At 68.9% G+C, this 17979-nt stretch carries 15 protein-coding genes and 1 pseudogene; 9 read left to right on the forward strand and 7 right to left on the reverse strand.

What is annotated here, in order from left to right:
* Positions 1-2: 2 nt before the first annotated feature.
* Positions 3-1535 (reverse strand): DEAD/DEAH box helicase, encoded by a 1533-nt coding sequence (locus AB431_RS08270; protein ID WP_047329526.1) that lies wholly within the window; start codon positions 1533-1535, stop codon positions 3-5.
* 251 nt (positions 1536-1786) lie between these two features.
* Between AB431_RS08270 and AB431_RS08275 the strand changes: the two genes are divergently transcribed.
* The gene (locus AB431_RS08275; protein ID WP_047329527.1) at positions 1787-2470 is read left to right on the forward strand and encodes a ferritin-like fold-containing protein; all 684 of its coding nucleotides are present in this window, start codon (positions 1787-1789) and stop codon (positions 2468-2470) included.
* Here the strand turns inward: AB431_RS08275 and AB431_RS08280 are convergent, their stop codons facing one another.
* Positions 2471-3037 carry an MmpS family transport accessory protein gene (locus AB431_RS08280; RefSeq protein ID WP_047329528.1) on the reverse strand — a complete coding sequence of 189 codons (567 nt, stop codon included), beginning with the start codon at positions 3035-3037 and terminating at the stop codon, positions 2471-2473.
* A gap of 196 nt (positions 3038-3233) precedes the next feature.
* Here AB431_RS08280 and AB431_RS08285 point away from each other — a divergent pair, with 196 nt between their 5' ends.
* Positions 3234-3485, forward strand: coding sequence for a DUF3107 domain-containing protein (locus AB431_RS08285; RefSeq protein WP_047329529.1), 252 nt, complete (start codon positions 3234-3236; stop codon positions 3483-3485).
* Positions 3486-3488: 3 nt separating this feature from the next.
* Here AB431_RS08285 and AB431_RS08290 read toward each other — a convergent pair whose 3' ends face one another.
* Positions 3489-4166, reverse strand: coding sequence for a TetR/AcrR family transcriptional regulator (locus tag AB431_RS08290; protein WP_047329530.1), 678 nt, complete (start codon positions 4164-4166; stop codon positions 3489-3491).
* A 161-nt stretch (positions 4167-4327) separates the two neighbouring features.
* On the opposite strand from AB431_RS08290, the gene AB431_RS08295 reads away from it, so the two are divergent.
* The 3 genes from AB431_RS08295 (at position 4328) to AB431_RS08305 (ending at position 7611) form a co-directional block, all read left to right on the forward strand.
* Positions 4328-5365 carry a DUF3152 domain-containing protein gene (locus AB431_RS08295; protein WP_047329531.1) on the forward strand — a complete coding sequence of 346 codons (1038 nt, stop codon included), beginning with the start codon at positions 4328-4330 and terminating at the stop codon, positions 5363-5365.
* Positions 5366-5532: 167 nt separating this feature from the next.
* Positions 5533-6708 (forward strand): adenylyltransferase/sulfurtransferase MoeZ, encoded by a 1176-nt coding sequence (gene moeZ / locus AB431_RS08300; RefSeq protein ID WP_047333212.1) that lies wholly within the window; start codon positions 5533-5535, stop codon positions 6706-6708.
* A gap of 36 nt (positions 6709-6744) precedes the next feature.
* A complete protein-coding gene (locus AB431_RS08305) occupies positions 6745-7611 on the forward strand; it encodes a TIGR02569 family protein (RefSeq protein WP_082135598.1) in 867 nt (288 codons plus the stop codon).
* On the opposite strand, the gene AB431_RS08310 is transcribed toward AB431_RS08305, so the two are convergent.
* Together AB431_RS08310 and AB431_RS08315 are read right to left on the reverse strand one after the other, a co-directional pair.
* Positions 7608-7904 carry an MGMT family protein gene (locus tag AB431_RS08310; RefSeq protein WP_047329533.1) on the reverse strand — a complete coding sequence of 99 codons (297 nt, stop codon included), beginning with the start codon at positions 7902-7904 and terminating at the stop codon, positions 7608-7610. The two genes, AB431_RS08305 and AB431_RS08310, sit on opposite strands and share 4 nt — an antisense overlap.
* A gap of 2 nt (positions 7905-7906) precedes the next feature.
* Positions 7907-8692, reverse strand: a complete 786-nt coding sequence (locus tag AB431_RS08315) for an alpha/beta fold hydrolase (RefSeq protein WP_047329534.1) — start codon at positions 8690-8692, stop codon at positions 7907-7909.
* Positions 8693-8781: 89 nt separating this feature from the next.
* On the opposite strand from AB431_RS08315, the pseudogene AB431_RS08320 reads away from it, so the two are divergent.
* Together AB431_RS08320 and AB431_RS08325 are read left to right on the forward strand one after the other, a co-directional pair.
* Positions 8782-11905, forward strand: a pseudogene (locus AB431_RS08320) (PD-(D/E)XK nuclease family protein).
* Positions 11902-15123 (forward strand): ATP-dependent DNA helicase, encoded by a 3222-nt coding sequence (locus AB431_RS08325; RefSeq protein WP_047333213.1) that lies wholly within the window; start codon positions 11902-11904, stop codon positions 15121-15123. Before AB431_RS08320 ends, AB431_RS08325 begins: the two are co-directional and overlap by 4 nt.
* Here AB431_RS08325 and AB431_RS08330 read toward each other — a convergent pair.
* Positions 15098-15508, reverse strand: coding sequence for a MauE/DoxX family redox-associated membrane protein (locus tag AB431_RS08330; RefSeq protein ID WP_047329535.1), 411 nt, complete (start codon positions 15506-15508; stop codon positions 15098-15100). The two genes, AB431_RS08325 and AB431_RS08330, sit on opposite strands and share 26 nt — an antisense overlap.
* Before the next feature lie 78 nt (positions 15509-15586).
* Between AB431_RS08330 and AB431_RS08335 the strand changes: the two genes are divergently transcribed.
* Together AB431_RS08335 and nudC are read left to right on the forward strand one after the other, a co-directional pair.
* Positions 15587-16663, forward strand: coding sequence for a TrkA family potassium uptake protein (locus tag AB431_RS08335; RefSeq protein WP_047329536.1), 1077 nt, complete (start codon positions 15587-15589; stop codon positions 16661-16663).
* Positions 16638-17585: an NAD(+) diphosphatase gene (gene nudC / locus AB431_RS08340; RefSeq protein ID WP_047329537.1), complete on the forward strand. Its 948-nt coding sequence runs from the start codon at positions 16638-16640 to the stop codon at positions 17583-17585. The genes AB431_RS08335 and nudC overlap by 26 nt, the downstream gene beginning before the upstream one ends.
* An 84-nt stretch (positions 17586-17669) precedes the next feature.
* On the opposite strand, the gene AB431_RS08345 is transcribed toward nudC, so the two are convergent.
* Complete coding sequence (locus AB431_RS08345) at positions 17670-17921, reverse strand: mycoredoxin (RefSeq protein ID WP_047329538.1); 252 nt, start codon at positions 17919-17921, stop codon at positions 17670-17672.
* Between the last annotated feature and the right edge of the window lie 58 nt (positions 17922-17979).

The following is a 17979-nucleotide window of genomic DNA, read 5'->3' on the forward strand; positions in this document are numbered from 1 at the left end:
CGTCAGCCTGCTGTTGCGGGGGCCTCGGCGGCGTTGCGCGGACGCCGCCGGCGCCGCCGCTTGCGGGCCGGGCTGTCGTCGCCACCCTCGGCCGATTTGGCGCCGCCGCCGTCGGCGGGTGCGTCCGTCGCCGTCTCGACGTGCCCGCTCGCGCCCTCGCCGGCGCGGGTGCGACGACGAGAACGATTGCGGGAGGGCCGCTCCCGATTCGAGTCGGTGGAGCTGATCCGCGTTCCGTCTTGCGCCTTGTTGCTCGGCGCCTTGGCGCCCTGCGACTTGCGTGCGGCACCGATCGCGCCGCCGGCATCGGCGGGGATGCCCAGTTCGGAGTACAGGTGCGGGGAATTGGAGTAGGTCTCGGCCGGGTCGGGGCAGTCGAGCTTGAGCGCCTTGTCGATCATCGACCAGCGCTCCAGCTCGTCCCAGTCGACCAGGGTGATCGCGATGCCGGTCTTGCCGGCCCGCCCGGTGCGCCCGATGCGGTGCACGTAGGCCTGCTCGTCCTCGGGGATCTGGTAATTGATCACGTGGGTGATGTCGTCGATGTCGATGCCGCGGGCCGCCACGTCGGTGGCCACCAGCACGTCGATGTCACCGGTGCGGAACGACTTGAGCGCCTTCTCGCGGGCGATCTGGCCGAGGTCGCCGTGTACCGCGCCGACTTTGAAGCCGCGCTCGGCGAGTTCGTCGGCGACCTTCTGCGCGGTGCGCTTGGTGCGGGTGAAGATCATCGTCGCGCCGCGGCCCTCGGCCTGCAGGATGCGGCTGACCATCTCGACCTTGTCCAGCGCGTGCGCGCGGTAGACGAACTGCTCGGTACTGTCGTGGGTCGCTGACCCCTGAACGCCTTCGGCCCGGATGTGGGTCGGCTGGTTCATGAACGTGCGGGCCAGGGTGATGATCGGGTCCGGCATGGTCGCCGAGAACAGCATCGCCTGGCGCTTCTCGGGGATCTGCTTGAGGATGCGCTCGATATCGGGCAGGAACCCAAGGTCGAGCATCTCGTCGGCCTCGTCGAGCACCAGCATGCTCAGCCCGCCGAGTTGCAGGTGTCCCTGCTGAGCGAGGTCGAGCAGCCGACCGGGCGTCCCGATCACGACGTCGACGCCCTTCTGCAGGGCCGCGATCTGGGCCTCGTAGGGGCGCCCGCCGTAGATGGAGGTGACGGACAGCTTGCGATCGCCTTGGCCCGCAGCGTCCACCTTTAAATACCGAGCGGCGCTCGCGAGGTCTTCGTACACCTGCAGGCAGAGCTCGCGGGTCGGCACCACGACCAGCCCGCGCGGGATACCGCTGAGTTCGCGCTCGGTGTCGGTGGTGATGCGCTGCAGCATCGGCACGCCAAAGGCCAGGGTCTTGCCCATGCCGGTGCGGGCCTGGCCGATGAGGTCATCGCCCGCCAGCGCCATCGGCAGGGTCTGCTCCTGGATCGCGAAGGCGAATTCCTTGCCGTCTTCGGCCAGTGCCCGGACGATCTCGTCACGCACTCCGAGCTGGGCGAACGTGAGCTGGGGATGGGTTGTCAAAGGTGTCATGTGGTGGCGTTGTGCCTTCCGTAGTCGGTCCTCGAATGCGTTGTCACGCGCGCACGAGTTCTGACTTCGGAATGGAGTCGGCGCCATCGTTTCGATGCTCCGAATCGCCGGGCCCTGCACTGAGGGAGGCGGGCCCACTGCGTGCACGCACATTTCCTTGACCACGCCTCACGGCGTTCGTCAGCCCCCATCATAGCTGGTTGCGCTCTCCGGGACTGATCGGCGCTCCCGCCGGGACTACAGTGGCGGCCATGACCGCCCCTCAGCCCGCCGCGGACTCACCGGCGCGGATCACCGCCGACCATCCCGGCGTCAACGAGTTGTTCGCGTTGCTCGCCTACGGCGAGGTCGCGGCCTTCTATCGGCTGACCGAAGAGGCGCGGATGGCTCCGGACCTGCGGGGCCGGATCAACATGGCCAGCATGGCCGCTGCCGAAATGGCGCATTACGAGCTGCTGCGCGAGGCCCTGGAGGCCCGCGGTGTCGACGTCGTCCCGGCGATGACCCGCTACGCGTCGGCGCTGGAGAACTACCACCGGCTGACGACGCCGAGCACGTGGCTGGAGGCGTTGGTCAAGACCTACGTCGGCGATGCGCTGGCGGCTGATTTCTACCTCGAGATCGCCGACGTGCTGCCCGACGAGGTTGCGGCCGTGGTGCGGGGAGTGTTGTCCGAGACCGGTCACTCGCAGTTCGTGGTTGCCGAGGTCCGCAAGGCCGTGACCAGCAGTGGACGGCAACGCAGCCGATTGGCGCTGTGGTCGCGCCGGCTGCTCGGCGAGGCGATCACCCAAGCCCAGTACGTGCTGGCCGAGCGCGACGAACTCGTAGACCTGGTGCTGGCCGGTCCGGGTGGCCTCGGGCAGGTCGCCGATTTCTTCGACCGGCTGCAGCGCACGCACGCCGAGCGGATGGGCGAGCTCGGACTCGCTTGACTAGCGGTTGCAGGTGGCCGAGATCGTGTTGTCGGTCGAGGCGGCCACGGTCGCGCCGCGCGCGTCGGTGATCCAGCAGTTCAGCTGGCTTCCGTTGCTGCTGGCCGTCACGTAGTTCACCGGCACGGTCGGGACGACGGTCAACCGCCACGGCAGCGAGACGTTTTCGACCGTGCGCAGCGCGCCCACCTCGTCGGCGTAGGTGATCGTCACCGGGTCGTCGGGGCGCTGATTCCCGGCGACGGTGTAGACGATCTCGCCGGAATCGACCTGAACCTGTGCCATCGGGGCGGCGGCCGCGCTGGGCGGTGTGACCATCACCGGTGTCTCCACCGGCAGGCCGGGAACCGTGACGGTGACCGGCGCGGGGGGTGGCGTCGACGTCCGGGGACCGGGAACGGCCACCACGGTGCGGGTCGGGGTGGCGCCGGAGTCGGCGGTGATGCTGGCCGCGTCGCCGGTCCGCACCACGAACGTCGTCGCCGCGGCAGCGGCCACGACGCCGGCGGTGGTCAGCGCCACGCGGGGCCACTGGACCAACCGCTGTCGGCGCTTGTTGTCGCTCACAAGGCAAGGTTATGGACGCCCACGGCTCGGCACGGCGCGCCGCGCGGTCTGTTGCCATGCTGTTATCGCAGCTTGACGCCCTATTCGCTAACCGCGAACGACTGGCCGCGACTGCGCGCATCGTTTGTTTCGAGGCGTCCACTAGCCTTCTGGGAGTAGACGCGCATGCGACGCAGACGAGAGAGAAGGGGCCAGCGTGGAGGTCAAGATCGGTGTCACGGACAGTCCGCGTGAGCTCGTGTTCAGCAGCTCCCAGACGCCCGCTGAGGTCGAAGAGTTGGTGACCTCGGCGTTCTCCGGGGAGGGCCCGGATGTGCTGAGCCTGTCCGACGACAAGGGACGCCGCTTCCTGGTGCAGACCAGCAAGATCACCTATGTCGAGATCGGTGTCGCGGACGTGCGCCGGGTCGGATTCGGGATCGCTGCCGGCGGACCTGCCGGCGCGTAACCGCTAGGAGCGCGTCAGCGGGACGTGTGACAGTCCGCCCCAGGCGAACTGCACCGTCCCGTCGACCGCGACCTCCTTGGAGACCGGGCGGTCGGCGTCCAGCCAGTACCGCGCACAGTCGACGCTGATGGCCACCAAGCCGACCGCGATCATGCGGGCGCGATGTGGATCGAGCCCGGAATCGCGGCTGATCAGGTCGAACACCGCGTCCGTGCAGGATTCGGTGGCCACCTTCACCTGCGAGGCGACCTGCGGCTCGGTGACGTAGTCGTTCTCGAAGATCAACCGGTAACCCTGGCCGTCGTGCTCGATGAAATCGAAGAACGCCTGCACCGCGGCACGCAGCCGCTGACGGTTGTCGGTGGTGGTGCGCAGGGCCTGCCGAACCCCGGACACGAGGTTCTCGATATGCCGGTTCAGGACGGCGAGATACAGCTCAAGTTTGCTCGAAAAGTGTTGATAGAGAACCGGTTTGCTGACACCGGCCCGATCGGCGATCTCGTCCATCCCGGCGGCGTGATAGCCGCGGTCGACGAAGACCTCACTGGCTGCGATCAGCAGTTGACCACGACGCTCATCACGCGGCAGGCGGCTCCCGCGCCGCGGGGTGGTGGCGGCGGGACGGTCGCCATTGGCCGTTCGAGCGGACTTCCGCTCGGCCGTGTCGGCGAGTTCGCTCATCGAGTCCTCAATCTGGTGTTGTGGCCGGGCGCAATGCCCCCGCGCTCCCAGCCCCGTCGGATCGACATTACTACCCGGGCGGGGTTACTCGCCCGTAGCAGCGTTCGGCGGCACGGGCGCGCCGGAAGTCCGGTGTTCGGCTGTTGTGCCATCCTGGGGCGGTGACCTACGACCCGGGGCACCGCGGCGGCGGTCGTGTGCCGGTGCTGCGCGACGAGTGGCGCGAGCCGCTGCGTGCCTTGCGCGATCCCCTGGCTGGGGAGTCGGGCCGCCCCAGATCCAACCGGGATCAGCGTCGTCAATGGCGTAAGCAGAGCTGGCTGGGCCGGTTCATCTCCACCTACGGCTGGCGTGCGTATGCGCTGCCGGTTCTGGTGGTGCTCACCGGGGTGGTGCTGTACCAAACGATGACCGGGACCGCCGCCCCCGCCGTCGAACCCACCGCCCAGCGCGCAGTACAAGGCCCCCCGACCATCGGGTCCAGCGGCACCGCCATCATCGGCGCGCCGCCACGCGGGCTGACCGAGTTCGACGCCAACCTGCCGACCGGGATCCTGCCCGAGGGCGGGGCGTTCTCCGAGGCCGGCGCCAAGACCTGGCACATCGTGCCGGGCACGACACCGAAGGTCGGTGAGGGCACCGCCAAGACGTTCACCTACACCGTGGAAGTCGAGGACGGCGTCGACACCACGTCGTTCGGCGGTGACGAGGGATTCGCCCGGATGGTCACCGAGACACTCGCCAACCCCAAGAGTTGGATTCACAATCCGCAGTTCGCCTTTCAGCGGGTCGATGCCGAGAACGTCAAGCCCGACTTCCGGGTATCCCTGACCTCGCCGATGACGGTGCGCGAAGGCTGCGGGTACGAGATCCCGCTCGAGTCGTCCTGTTACAACCCGGCCTACGGGCCCGACGCGCAACCCCGGGTCTTCATCAACGAGTCACGCTGGGTACGGGGTGCGGTGCCGTTCCAGGGCGACATCGGTTCCTATCGGCAATACCTGGTCAACCACGAGGTCGGCCACGCGATCGGATACCAGCACCACGAACCGTGTGCCGACAACGGTGGCTTGGCGCCGGTGATGATGCAGCAGACGTTCTCCACCAATGACAATGACGCGTCGCGGTTCGACCCGGAGTACGTCAAGGCCGACAGCAAGACCTGCCGGTTCAACCCCTGGCCGTATCCGATCGCCTGACGACCGATGCGGGGCGAGGTACGAGCCCCGAGGAGGAGTCAGGCAATTCGGCCTGCGCCTAGTCATCGGGAAGCTTTCGCCGGTGTTTGCCGTTGTCCTGGCCAGCTGCTGAGATGGATGTGAACGTCTTTCAGGCAGCCGCCTACTGAGCGATCCGAGGAGTGCCGGTGCCGTCGTTGCCGCCGCTGGTCGAGCCAGCCGCCGAACTCACCCGCGACGAGGTCGCGCGCTACAGCCGCCACTTGATCATCCCGGATCTCGGCGTCGACGGTCAGAAACGCTTGAAGAACGCCAAGGTGCTGGTGATCGGCGCGGGCGGCCTCGGCTCACCCACGCTGCTGTACTTGGCGGCCGCTGGTGTCGGCACGATCGGCATCGTCGAGTTCGACGTGGTCGACGAGTCGAATCTGCAACGCCAGATCATCCACGGCCAGTCCGATATTGGTCGTTCGAAGGCCGAAAGCGCCCGCGACTCGGTCCTCGAGGTCAATCCGCTGGTGACGGTCCGCCTGCATGAGCAGCGGCTGGAACCCGACAACGCGGTGCAGCTTTTCGAGCAGTACGACCTGATCCTCGACGGCACCGACAACTTCGCCACGCGATATCTGGTCAACGACGCCGCGGTGCTGGCGCACAAGCCCTATGTGTGGGGTTCGATCTACCGCTTCGAGGGCCAGGCCTCAGTGTTCTGGGAGGACGCTCCCGACGGCTTGGGCCTGAACTATCGCGACCTCTACCCGGAGCCGCCGCCCCCGGGCATGGTGCCGTCCTGCGCCGAGGGCGGCGTGCTGGGAATCCTGTGCGCGTCGATCGCGTCGATCATGGGCACCGAGGCGATCAAGCTGATCACCGGAATCGGCGAGACGCTGCTGGGCCGGCTCATGGTGTACGACGCGCTGGAGATGACCTACCGCACCATCAAGATCCGCAAGGATCCCGAGACGCCGAAGATCACCGAGCTCATCGACTACGAGTCGTTCTGCGGGGTGGTGTCCGACGCCGCCGCCGTAGCCGCGCAGGAGTCCACCGTTACGCCGCGTGAACTGCGTGAGCTGCTCGATGCCGGCAAGAACCTGGCGTTGATCGACGTCCGGGAGCCGGTCGAGTGGGAGATCAACCACATCACCGGCGCCGAGCTGATCCCGAAGTCGGTGATCGAGTCCGGTGAGGGCCTGGCGAAGCTGCCGCACGACCGCACGCCGGTGCTGTACTGCAAAACCGGTGTCCGCTCCGCGGAAGCACTGGCTGTCGTCAAGAAGGCCGGTTTCGCCGATGCGCTGCATCTGCAGGGCGGCATTGTGGCCTGGGCAAAGCAAATCGATCCCGACATGGTGGTCTACTGACGGCTACTTTGCTCCGCGACAATTTAGGCTGTCGGGGTGGCTGACGGGGTTAATGACGAGCGCCCGCCTGAGCATGTGCTGGCGGCGTTCGGTCTCAAGGCCCACGACCCCGAGCCGCTCGGCACGGGCTGGGAAGGCGGCTTCAAGTGCGGCGAGGTGGTGTTGTCGGTGATCGCCGACCATGCCAGGGCCGCCTGGTCGGCGAAGGCTCGCGAGACGTTGTTCGTCGACGGGGTCCGTCTGGCGCGGCCGGTACGGTCCACCGACGGGCGCTATGTGGTCTCGGGTTGGCGGGCAGATACATTCGTCGCCGGTAGCCCTGAGCCGCGCCACGACGAGGTGGTTTCGGCCGGTGTGCGGTTGCACGAAGCGACGGCCAAGCTCGAACGGCCGCGGTTTTTGACCCAGGCGCCGGTCGCACCGTGGAGCGACGTCGACGTGTTCATCGCCGCCGACCGTGCGGCGTGGGAGGAACGCCCGCTGCACTCGCTGCCGCCGGGCGCGCTGGTGGCGCCCGGCTCGGCTGACGGTGAACGGTCGGTGGAACTGATCAATCAGTTGGCCGGCTTGCGCAAGCCCACCAAGAGTCCCAACCAGCTGGTGCACGGCGACCTGTACGGCACGGTGTTGTTCGCCGGGACGGCCGCGCCGGGTATCACCGACATCACGCCGTACTGGCGGCCGGCCTCCTGGGCGGCCGGAGTGGTCGTCGTCGACGCCCTGGCGTGGGGCGAGGCCGACGACGGTCTCATCGAGCGGTGGGATGCGCTGCCGGAATGGCCGCAGATGTTGTTGCGGGCATTGATCTTTCGCCTCGCTGTGCATGCTCTGCATCCGCGTTCGACGGCGGCTGCGTTCCCCGGTTTGGCCCGCACCGCCGCACTGATCAGGTTGGTTCTCTAGAACTCGTGGCGCGCTTGCGCCAGATTCACCCGGCCGTCGTCGGCCAGCACGCCTTCGGCGCGCAGCAACTCGAGTTGACGGGTCACCAGATGGGCGGCAGGGCGGCCCGACGCGGTGATCACCCGGTGCCACGGTAGGTCCGAGGAGTCGGTGCGCATGATCCAGCCGACGATGCGCGGGCTGGAAAGCTCTGCTGCCGAGGCGATGTCACCGTAGGTGGCGACCCGGCCCGCCGGGATGGCGGCCACCAATTCGCGCACCCGCTCGACCTGCTCATCGGTGATCGGGGCCATCGCTAACGCTTCAGCAGATCCCGGATGACCGTTGCGGTCTCCTCCGGTTTGGCGTGCGGCACCATGTGCTGGCAGTCGAGGTCGACCAAGGTGAAGTCGTCGCCGAGCCGATCGGACAGGCCGTCGGTCAATTCCCGGCTGACATACGGCGGGTCGGTCCACTGCGCGCGCACCAGCGTCGTCGGAGTTCCTATGTGCGGCAGCACGATATCGCGGGCCAGTTCACTCCAGTACGACATCATCGCGGGCACACAGATCCGCCATCCGACGCGGCCGTTGGGAAGTGCGATGAGATGCTCGTCGAGATCCTCGTCGAGCTCGGTCGGGTCCACGTCGGCCCATGAGCCGCTGAACTTCTCGGTGCGCGCCTCGTCGCGATCCGGGTAGTCGGGGGAGGCCAGCATCGAGTCGGCGATCTCGCGCATCCACTGCCCGTCCAGTCCGATCGCGGGGTCCAGCAGCACCAACCCGGACACCAGATCCGGGCACGCCGCCGCGAGATGCAGCGCGATCGCGCCGCCGAACGAATGGCCCACCACCAGCACGGGCCCCTCGGCGTCGTTCTCCACCAGCGTCGCCAGCGCGGCGACGTTGGCATCTATCGTCCACGGCGCCGACCACGACGATCTGCCGTGCCCGATCAGATCGGGTGCGGCCATCGCGAATTCGGGAAGGTGGTGCTCGGAGAGGACCCGCCAGCGACGGCCGTGGCCGGTCAATCCGTGGATGGCCAGAATCCGGACCGGTCCTGCCGGGCCGAAGCGGTGGACGTGAAGGTCGTGGGTCACGCGTCTCATGCTGCCAGTTCGGGTGGGAACGCAGCGACCGGGGAACGGCGCAGTCTGAACTTGTCGGTGGTGCGTGGTGACATACCGGCATGACCACCGCACTGCTGGCTCCGGTGACCGAACCTGCCGATGTGCTCCGCCCGGAGCTGCGCGGCACGGTTCGAATCGTCGGCGGTCCGGGCACCGGTAAGACCAGCCTGCTGGTGGCGGCAGCCGCGGCGCATATCATCGCCGGTACCGACCCGGAATCGGTTCTGCTGCTGACGGGTTCGGGCAGGCTGGCCGCGTCCACCCGCAGCAAGCTCACCGCCGAACTGCTGGCAGCGCGTTCCGCGGAACCGTGCCGTGCGGTGGTGCGCGAACCGCTGGTTCGTTCGGTGCACAGTTACGCCTTCGCGGTGCTGCGGCAGGCTGCCGCCCGCGCGGGTGACCCGCCGCCGCGTCTGGTCACCGGCGCCGAGCAGGACGGCATCATCCGCGAGCTGTTGGCCGGCGACATCGAGGACGGAGACGCGTCGGCCTCGCGCTGGCCTCAGCTGCTTCGTCCCGCACTGACCACCGGTGGCTTCGCCACCGAATTGCGGGACCTGCTGGCCCGCTGCGCCGAGCGCGGGGTGGACCCGTTGCAGCTGCAGCGGATCGGCCGGTTGTCCGGGCGGCCCGAGTGGGTGGCGGCGGGCCGGTTCGCCCAGCAGTACGAACAGGTGATGTTGCTGCGCGCAGCTGTCGGGACCGCCGCGCCGCAGGCCACCGTGCCGGCGCTGGGCGCTGCCGAACTGGTCGGCGCGGCGCTGGAGGCGCTGGCTGCTGACGCCGAACTGCTGGCGGCCGAGCGATCCCGAATCCGCCTGCTACTCGTCGACGATGCCCAGCACCTCGATCCCCAGGCCGCGCGGCTGGTCCGGGTCTTGGCCGCCGGCGCCGAACTGACCCTGCTGGCCGGCGATCCGAACCAAGCGGTGTTCGGCTTTCGCGGAGCCGATCCGGCGGTGCTGACCGCCGCCGAAACATCGGTGGTCGAACTGAACCGCTCCCACCGGTGCGCGCCCGCGGTCGCGCACGCGATCAGCGGGATCGCCGCCGGATTGCCGGGCAAGACCGCCTGGCGTGCCCTTGGACGGAAGTGGCGGCGAGGACGGGTCGGTCGCCGTGCGGGTCGCGGGTTCGGCGCATGCCGAGGCTGCGCTGATCGCCGACACGTTGCGCCGTGCGCACCTCCTCGACGGTGTGCCGTGGTCGCAGCTGGCCGTCATCGTGCGGTCGCCCTCGGCCGCCGCGGCCCTACCCCGCGCGCTGGCCGGTGCCGGTGTTCCGGTCGACTCGGCTCACCTCGCCGGACCTGTCGCCGAACAGCCTGCGGCACAAGCACTCCTGAGCGTGCTGGCCGCCACCGCCGACGGCCTCGACAGCGAGCGGGCGGTGTCGCTGCTGACCGGGCCGATCGGTCGGGTGGACCCGGTGACCTTGCGTCAGCTGCGCCGGGCGCTCCGCCGCGGGGGTTCCGGTGATGTCGGCGAGCAGATCGTCGCGGCGCTCACCACCGGCCCGGTCGACCTGCCGGCGACGCTGGCCCGCCCGGTGAAGCGGGTGCGTGCGGTGCTGACGGCGGCGGCACGCGGCCACACGCGCAATCGCGACCCGCGTTACACCCTCTGGCAGGCGTGGGAGCGCAGCGGATTGCAGAAGCGCTGGCTGAACGCGGCCGAGCGCGGTGGTACCGAGGGCGCGCTGGCCGACCGCGACCTGAGGTGCGTCACCGCGTTGTTCGACATCGCGGACGACTACGTCACACGGACGGCCGGGGCGTCGCTGCGGGGACTTTTGGATCATGTTGCGGGCCTGCAGCTTCCACCCATCACTGCCGACGGACCGGCCTCGGAGACGGTTGCCGTGCTGAGCCCGCACGCAGCGCTGGACCGCGACTGGGATCTCGTGGTGATCGCCGGCCTGCAGGACGGCTTGTGGCCCAACACCACACCGCGCGGCGGGGTGCTGGGCACCCAGCGGCTGCTCGATGTGCTCGACGGCCTCGGCGATGACGTGTCGGCACGGGCGCCGCTGCTGGCCGAGGAGCGCAGGCTGCTCGTTGCCGCAATGGGTCGCGCCCGGCGCCGTTTGCTGATCACCGCTGTCGACAGCGACGCCGGGGACGATGCCGCGCTGCCATCGCCGTTCGTCACCGAGCTGGCGGAGTTCGCATGCGCGGAGGCCGATCGGTCCGTCCAGCCGGTGGTCGCGCCGCCGTTGCTGGCGCCCGCGGCAGTCGTCGGCCGGCTGCGGGCCGTGGTCTGCGCACCGGCTACGGCGGTGAGCGATGGTGAACGTGCCACCGCGGCAAAGCAATTGGCGCGGTTGGCTGCCGACGGCGTGCCCGGTGCCGACCCGGTGCACTGGTACGGCATGACGCCGGTGAGCACGCCGGAGCCGCTGTGGAACGGTCCGCAGCACACCGTCACCCTCAGTCCGTCGACCCTGCAGACACTCGCCGACTGCCCGCTGCGCTGGCTCGCCGAACGGCACGGCGGCACCGCACGCCGCGAGCTGCGTTCCACGCTCGGTTCGGTGGTGCACGCGCTGATAGCCGAGTCGGCGAACGCTGAGCAGCTGATCAGTGATCTGGAAAAGCTCTGGAGCACAATCCCTTTCGAATCGCCCTGGTATGCGGACAACGAACTCGACCGGCACCGGGCCATGCTCGAGGCGTTCGTGGCGTGGCGTTCGGCAAGCCGTCATGAACTGACCGAGATCGGAACCGAGGTCGATGTCGACGGCGTGATCGCCGAGCCCGAGGAAGGCCGGCCGGGGGTGCGGGTGCGCGGGCGGGTCGACCGGCTCGAGCGCGACGCGGAAGGCCGGCTGGTGATCGTTGATGTCAAGACCGGTAAAAGTCCGGTCACCAAGGACGAGGCGCAGCGCCACGCTCAGCTAGGGCTCTACCAGTTGGCCATCACCGAGGGCGCACTGATCGACGGTGATCGTCCCGGTGGCGGCCGGTTGGTCTACGTCGCCAAACCGAACGCATCGGGCGCTACCGAACGTGAGCAGTCCGCGCTGACCCCGGATAGCGCAGGCGAGTGGCGGCAGACCGTGCAGCAGGCGGCGGCCGCAACGGCTGGGCCGCAGTTCGTTGCCCGGGTCAACGACGGCTGCGCCCACTGTCCGATGCGCGCCGCCTGCCCGGCGCACACCGCACCTCGAACGGAGCCGTCATGACCTTCAGTCCGACGGAATTAGCTGAGGCGCTTGGCCTTCCGACTCCCACCGACGAGCAGGCCGCCGTCATCGCCGCCCCGCCAGGGCCGCTGGTCGTCATCGCCGGCGCCGGTGCCGGCAAGACCGAGACCATGGCCGCACGCGTGGTGTGGTTGGTGGCCAACGGATTCGCCGATCCGGGGCAGGTGCTCGGACTGACCTTCACCCGTAAGGCGGCCGGGCAACTGCTGCGCCGCGTACGGTCCCGGTTGGCCCGCCTGGCCGGTCACCTCGGCGGTGCGGCGCAGGGAGCGCCGACGGTGAGCACCTATCACGCGTTCGCCGGTGCGCTGCTGCGCGAGTACGGCCCGCTGCTTCCGGTGGAGCCCGACGCCCGGCTGCTGAGCGAAACCGAGTTGTGGCAGCTGGCCTACGAAGTGGTCAGCAACCATCCCGGTCCGTTGGACACCGAGAAGGACCCGGCCGGAGTGACCCGGATGGTGCTGAAGCTGTCCGGTGAGCTGGCCGAGCACCTGGTCGACACCGATCAGCTGCTCGACACCCACCTCGAACTCGAACGCCTGGTGCATCACCTGCCGGCCGGACGCTACCAACGCGATCGCGGCCCCAGCCAGTTTCTGCTGAAAATGCTGGCCACCCAAACCGAACGCACCGCGCTGGTGCCGTTGATCGATGCTCTGCACGCGCGGATGCGGGCCGACAAGGTCATGGACTTCGGCTCGCAGATGGCGGCGGCGGCCCGGTTGGCCTCGACTTGCCCGCAGGTGGGGGAGCAGTTGCGGGAGCGATACCGCGTGGTGTTGCTCGACGAGTACCAGGACACCGGTCACGCCCAGCGCATCGCGCTGTCGTCGTTGTTCGGGGCCGGCGCCGACGAGGGCCTGGCGCTGACCGCGGTCGGAGACCCCATCCAGTCCATCTACGGCTGGCGCGGCGCATCGGCCACCAACCTGCCGCGCTTCACCACCGACTTCCCGCAAGCCGACGGCTCCCCGGCGCCCACTCTGGAGCTACGCACCAGTTGGCGTAACCCGCCCACCACGCTGCACATCGCCAACGAGATCTCGGCCGAGGCCCGCCGCCGCTCGGTCGCGGTGCGCGCGCTGCGGGCCCGCCCCGGCGCCGAACGGGGCACCGTCGGCTGCGCACTGCTCACCGATGTGGCCGCCGAGCGGGAATGGGTCGCCGACCAGATCGCCGCGCGATACGAGGCTGCCGGCGACGAGCCGCCGACCGCCGCGGTGCTGGTGCGCCGCAACGCCGACGCCGGACCGATCGCTGAAGCGCTGAGTGCGCGCGGTGTCCCGGTTGAGGTTGTCGGTCTGGCCGGGCTGCTGTCGATTCCGGAGGTCGCCGACGTGGTGGCGATGGTGCGCCTGGTGGCCGATCCGGCCGCCGGTGCGGCTGCGGTCCGTGTGTTGACGGGGCCGCGCTGGCAGTTCGGCGCGGCCGACCTCGCCGCCCTGTGGCGTCGGGCCGTCGCGCTGGACGGCACGCGACCGGCGACCGCCTCCGCCGAGGAGATCATCGCCTCGGCCGCACCCGACGCCGATACCGCAAGCCTGGCCGACGCACTGGCTGACCCGGGTCCTGCCGAGGCGTACTCGGCAGAGGGCCACCGCCGCATCACTCAGCTCGCCAGCGAATTGGCAAGATTGCGAACGCTATTGAGTCACCCTCCGACTGAGCTCGTCGGCGAGGTACGCCGCGTCATCGGGGTCGACGCGGAAGTGCGGGCTGCCCGACCGGTCGCTGCGGGATGGTCCGGGGCCGAACACCTCGACCGGTTCGCCGACGTCGTCGCCGACTACGCCGCCCGGCCCGGTGCGAGCGTCGACGGATTGCTGGCCTACCTCGACGCGGCCGAGGTCGTGGAGAACGGGCTGGCGCCCGCCGAGGTCAGCGTGGCCACCGGGCGTGTGCAGGTGCTGACCGTGCACGCCGCCAAGGGGCTCGAGTGGCAGGTGGTCGCCGTCCCGCACCTGTCTGCCAGAGTCTTTCCGTCCACCGCTTCCAAGCGGACCTGGTTGTCCGACCCCGCCGACCTGCCGCCGTTGCTGCGCGGCGACCGGGCCGCCGACGGCCTGCACGGGGTGCCCGTGCTCGACACTGCACTCGTCAACGATCGAAAAGCATTGTCCGACAGCATCATGGCGCACAAGAAGCAGCTCGAGCAGCGCCGCCTCGACGAGGAACGCAGGCTGCTGTACGTCGCGATCACCCGCGCCGAGGACACCCTGCTGCTCTCCGGCCACCACTGGGGTCCCACCGAAAGCACGCCCCGCGGGCCGTCGGATTTCCTGCGCGAGATCAAGGACATCATCGACGACGCCGACGCCGCCGGGCAGCCCTGCGGTGAGGTTGAGCAATGGGCCCCTCCGCCCGCCGACGGCGAGCCAAACCCGTTGCGCAACAGCGTCCGTGAAGCGGTCTGGCCCGCCGATCCGCTCGGCCGCGCGCGCGCCGATATCGAACGCGGAGCTGCGCTGGTCCGATCGGCCTCGAACGGCGCCGTCCAGGACGCCGGTGAGGACCCGGAGGGGTGGGCCGCGGACGTCGACGCGCTGCTGGCCGAACGGTCCCGCATTGCCGCACCGCCGCCGACCGAACTGCCCGGCCAATTGTCGGTCAGCGCTCTGGTTGAACTCGACCGCGATCCTGCAGCGTTGCGCCGCCTGACCCGCCGGTTGCCGTCGCGCCCAGATCCGCACGCGATCCTGGGCACCGCCTTCCACGAGTGGGTGCAGCGCTTCTACGGCGCCGAGCGGTTGTTCGACCTCGACGACCTGCCCGGCGCCGTCGACGGTATCGCCACCGAGACGCGAGAACTGGCTGTCCTGCAGGATGCGTTCACGAAATCCCGGTGGGCCGCGCGCACACCGGTGGACGTCGAAGTTCCGTTCGAGATGGCGATCGGCGACACCGTGGTGCGTGGCCGGATCGATGCGGTGTTCGCCGATCCTGACGGCGGAATGACCGTCCTGGACTGGAAGACCGGCGAACCACCGGCCGACGATGACGCCAAGCGGCACGCCGCCATCCAACTCGCGGTCTATCGGCTGGCCTGGGCGGCGCTGAAGGGCTGCCCAGAGTCAGACGTTCGCGCGGCGTTCCACTATGTGCGCGCAGGCGTCACCGTGATGCCGGAAAACCTGGCCGGCCCAGAGGAATTGGTGGCGCTGCTGGCCGGTGCTAGTAACGCGGAGCGTTGCGTCTGATCGCCAGCGCCTGAACGATCATCGGCACCTGCAACGGCAACCGGGCCAGCGCTACCAGTTTCATCGGCAGCGGCTTGTCCTTCCACAGCCGAACCATGTTGACGTTGGCCGGGAACACCGCGAGGAACAACGCGATCGCGAACGCCGCTCCGGCGCGACGGGTCCGCGGCACCAGCAGCATGGTGCCGATCCCGACCTCAGCCACCCCGGAGGCGTAGGTGTAGAACCGGGCATCACCCGGAAGCTCGGCGGGCACGATGTCGTCGAACGGCTTGGGAGCCAGGAAGTGCCCGACACCGATGCCGATGAGCATCAGCGCGGTGCGGTAGGCAGGCAGCTGGCTCGGGCTGCGTGAGGGTTCGAGTTCGGTAGTCGTCGTCGGCATGGGTACATAATGCTGGAGTGGTGGCGCTCAGGCCGAAGAATGTGGGGGCGAGAGGGTTGGGCACGATGACGGAGTCGCGTGGCCAAGGGTAGGTTGCGGCGCAGGCTCGAGGCGATCGACGAGAACCTCGCAGCCAAGCCCGACAGCGCTCTCGTCGACTATCTGCACATCCCGGAGAAGTTCGTCAGCCCGGGCCGCCGCATCGCCCGTCGGCTGCTCTACGCCATGACGGCGTTGTTCCTGGCGGTCTTCATCGTCTACCTCGACCGGGACGGGTACCGCGACGTCCGCGAGGGGCCGCTGACCTTCCTGGACTGCCTGTACTACGCGACGGTGTCGCTGTCGACCACCGGCTACGGCGACATCACGCCATTCACCGAGACCGCGCGCCTGGTCAACGTCTTGATCATCACCCCGCTTCGGGTGGCCTTCCTGATCGTGCTGGTCGGTACCACCGTCGAAACCCTGACCACGGCGTCGCGGCAGGCTCTCAAGATCCAGCGTTGGAGGAACAGCGTGCGCAACCACACCGTCGTCATCGGTTACGGCACGAAGGGCAGGACGGCCGTCGCAGCGATGGTCGGCGACGGCGTCGCACCGGCCGACATCGTCGTCGTCGACACCGACCAAGCCTCCCTGGACCGGGCCAACGCGGCCGGCCTGGTCACCGTGCGTGGCGACGCCAACAAGTCCGACGTGCTGCGGCTGGCCGGCGCCCAGCACGCCAACTCGATCATCGTGGCCACCAACAGCGACCCGACCGCGGTGCTCGTCACCCTGACCGCGCGTGAGCTGGCCCCGAAGGCCAAGATCATCGCCGCGGTGCGGGAAGCCGAAAACCAGCACCTGCTGCGGCAATCCGGTGCCGACTCGGTGGTCGTGTCGTCGGAGACGGCAGGCCGGTTGCTCGGCATCGCCACCACCACGCCCAGCGTCGTCGAGATGATCGAAGACCTGCTGACACCGGACGCCGGTTTCGCGATCGCCGAACGTGAGGTCGAGCACAAGGAGGTCGGTGGCTCACCGCGGCACCTGCCCGACATCGTGCTCGGCGTGGTCCGCGGCGGGAAGCTGCTGCGGGTCGACGCCCCGGACGTCGACGCCCTGGAAGCGACCGACCGGCTGCTGTATGTCCGGGCCACCGGAGAAGACTGACGACGTGGCTTTCCGACTGCGGAACATTCCGCTGCTGTCCCGCGTGGGCGCCGACCGTGCCGATCATCTGCGCACCGACGTCGACGGCGCCATCGCGGGCTGGGCCGACGCGGCGCTGCTGCGGGTGGATCACCGCAACCAGGTGATGGTCAGCGGTGGACGGGTGTCGCTAACGCGGGCGGCCGAGTTCGCCGACAAGCCGCCGCCGGACGCGGTGTTCTTGGGCCGGCTGGAGGACGACCGCCATGTGTGGGCGGTGCGCGCCGCGCTGGAGGCGCCCGAGAACGGCGACGGCGAAGTGTCCGACCTGCGCCGCGGCGGTCAGCAGATCGACGATGTCAGCGCCCAGCTGCTGGCTTCCGCGCTGGCCCTGCTGAACTGGCACGAGAACGCCCGGTACAGCGCGGTGGACGGCTCACCGACCAAGGCGGTCAAGGCCGGCTGGTCGCGGCTCAATCCGCTCACGGGACACGAGGAGTTTCCGCGCATCGACCCGGCGATCATCGTGTTGATTCACGATGGCCACGACCGGGCGGTGCTGGCCCGTCAAACCGTGTGGCCGCAGCGGCTGTTCTCGTTGCTCGCCGGGTTCGTCGAGGCGGGGGAGTCGTTCGAGAGCTGCGTGGTGCGCGAGGTCAACGAGGAGATCGGCCTGTCGGTGCGCGACGTCGAGTATCTGGGCAGCCAGCCGTGGCCGTTCCCACGATCACTGATGGTGGGATTCCACGCGATCGGCGATCCCGAGCAGGAGTTCGTCTTTCACGACGGCGAGATCGCCGAGGCGGCGTGGTTCACCCGCGCGGAAGTCCGCGAGGCGCTCGAACACGGCGACTGGAGCAGTGACTCGCCGTCGAAACTTCTGCTGCCGGGTTCGATTTCGATCGCTCGCGAGATCATCGAATCGTGGGCGGCCGAAGGTTAGTCAGGACGCCCCCATGCGCCCAAACCGACAAATGGCCGCGAAAGTGCGAGAGAACCGCCGCAATTCGTCGATCTCGGCGTCGGCTCAGGACGCCAGTTTGGCCTGAACGTCTTTGAGGCTGGGGTTGGTCAGCGCCGAGCCGTCGGCGAACTTCACCGTCGGGACCGTCTGGTTGCCGTTGTTGACCGACATTACGAACTGGGCGGCGGCCGGGTCGTGCTCAATGTCGACCTCGGTGAACGCGATGCCCGCCGATTTCAGCGCGGTCTTGAGGCGCTTGCAGTAGCCGCACCACACGGTGGAGTACATGGTGAGCTGGGGATCGTTGCCACTCATGGGCTCGAACCTATCGGCACGGCCACCGCGCAATGTCCCCACCCCCTGCCAAGATGGA

Origin of the sequence: Mycobacterium sp. EPa45, from assembly GCF_001021385.1 — a bacterium.
Classification (GTDB): Bacteria; Actinomycetota; Actinomycetes; order Mycobacteriales; family Mycobacteriaceae; genus Mycobacterium.

Coding starts and splice junctions, on each gene's coding strand:
- AB431_RS08270 (WP_047329526.1), bottom strand. CDS start 1,535: ATGACACCTTTGACAACCCATCCCCAGCTCACGTTCGCCCAGCTCGGA.
- AB431_RS08275 (WP_047329527.1), top strand. CDS start 1,787: ATGACCGCCCCTCAGCCCGCCGCGGACTCACCGGCGCGGATCACCGCC.
- AB431_RS08290 (WP_047329530.1), bottom strand. CDS start 4,166: ATGAGCGAACTCGCCGACACGGCCGAGCGGAAGTCCGCTCGAACGGCC.
- AB431_RS08310 (WP_047329533.1), bottom strand. CDS start 7,904: ATGGCCCCGATCACCGATGAGCAGGTCGAGCGGGTGCGCGAATTGGTG.
- AB431_RS08325 (WP_047333213.1), top strand. CDS start 11,902: ATGACCTTCAGTCCGACGGAATTAGCTGAGGCGCTTGGCCTTCCGACT.
- AB431_RS08330 (WP_047329535.1), bottom strand. CDS start 15,508: ATGCCGACGACGACTACCGAACTCGAACCCTCACGCAGCCCGAGCCAG.
- nudC (WP_047329537.1), top strand. CDS start 16,638: ATGTCCGGGCCACCGGAGAAGACTGACGACGTGGCTTTCCGACTGCGG.
- AB431_RS08345 (WP_047329538.1), bottom strand. CDS start 17,921: ATGAGTGGCAACGATCCCCAGCTCACCATGTACTCCACCGTGTGGTGC.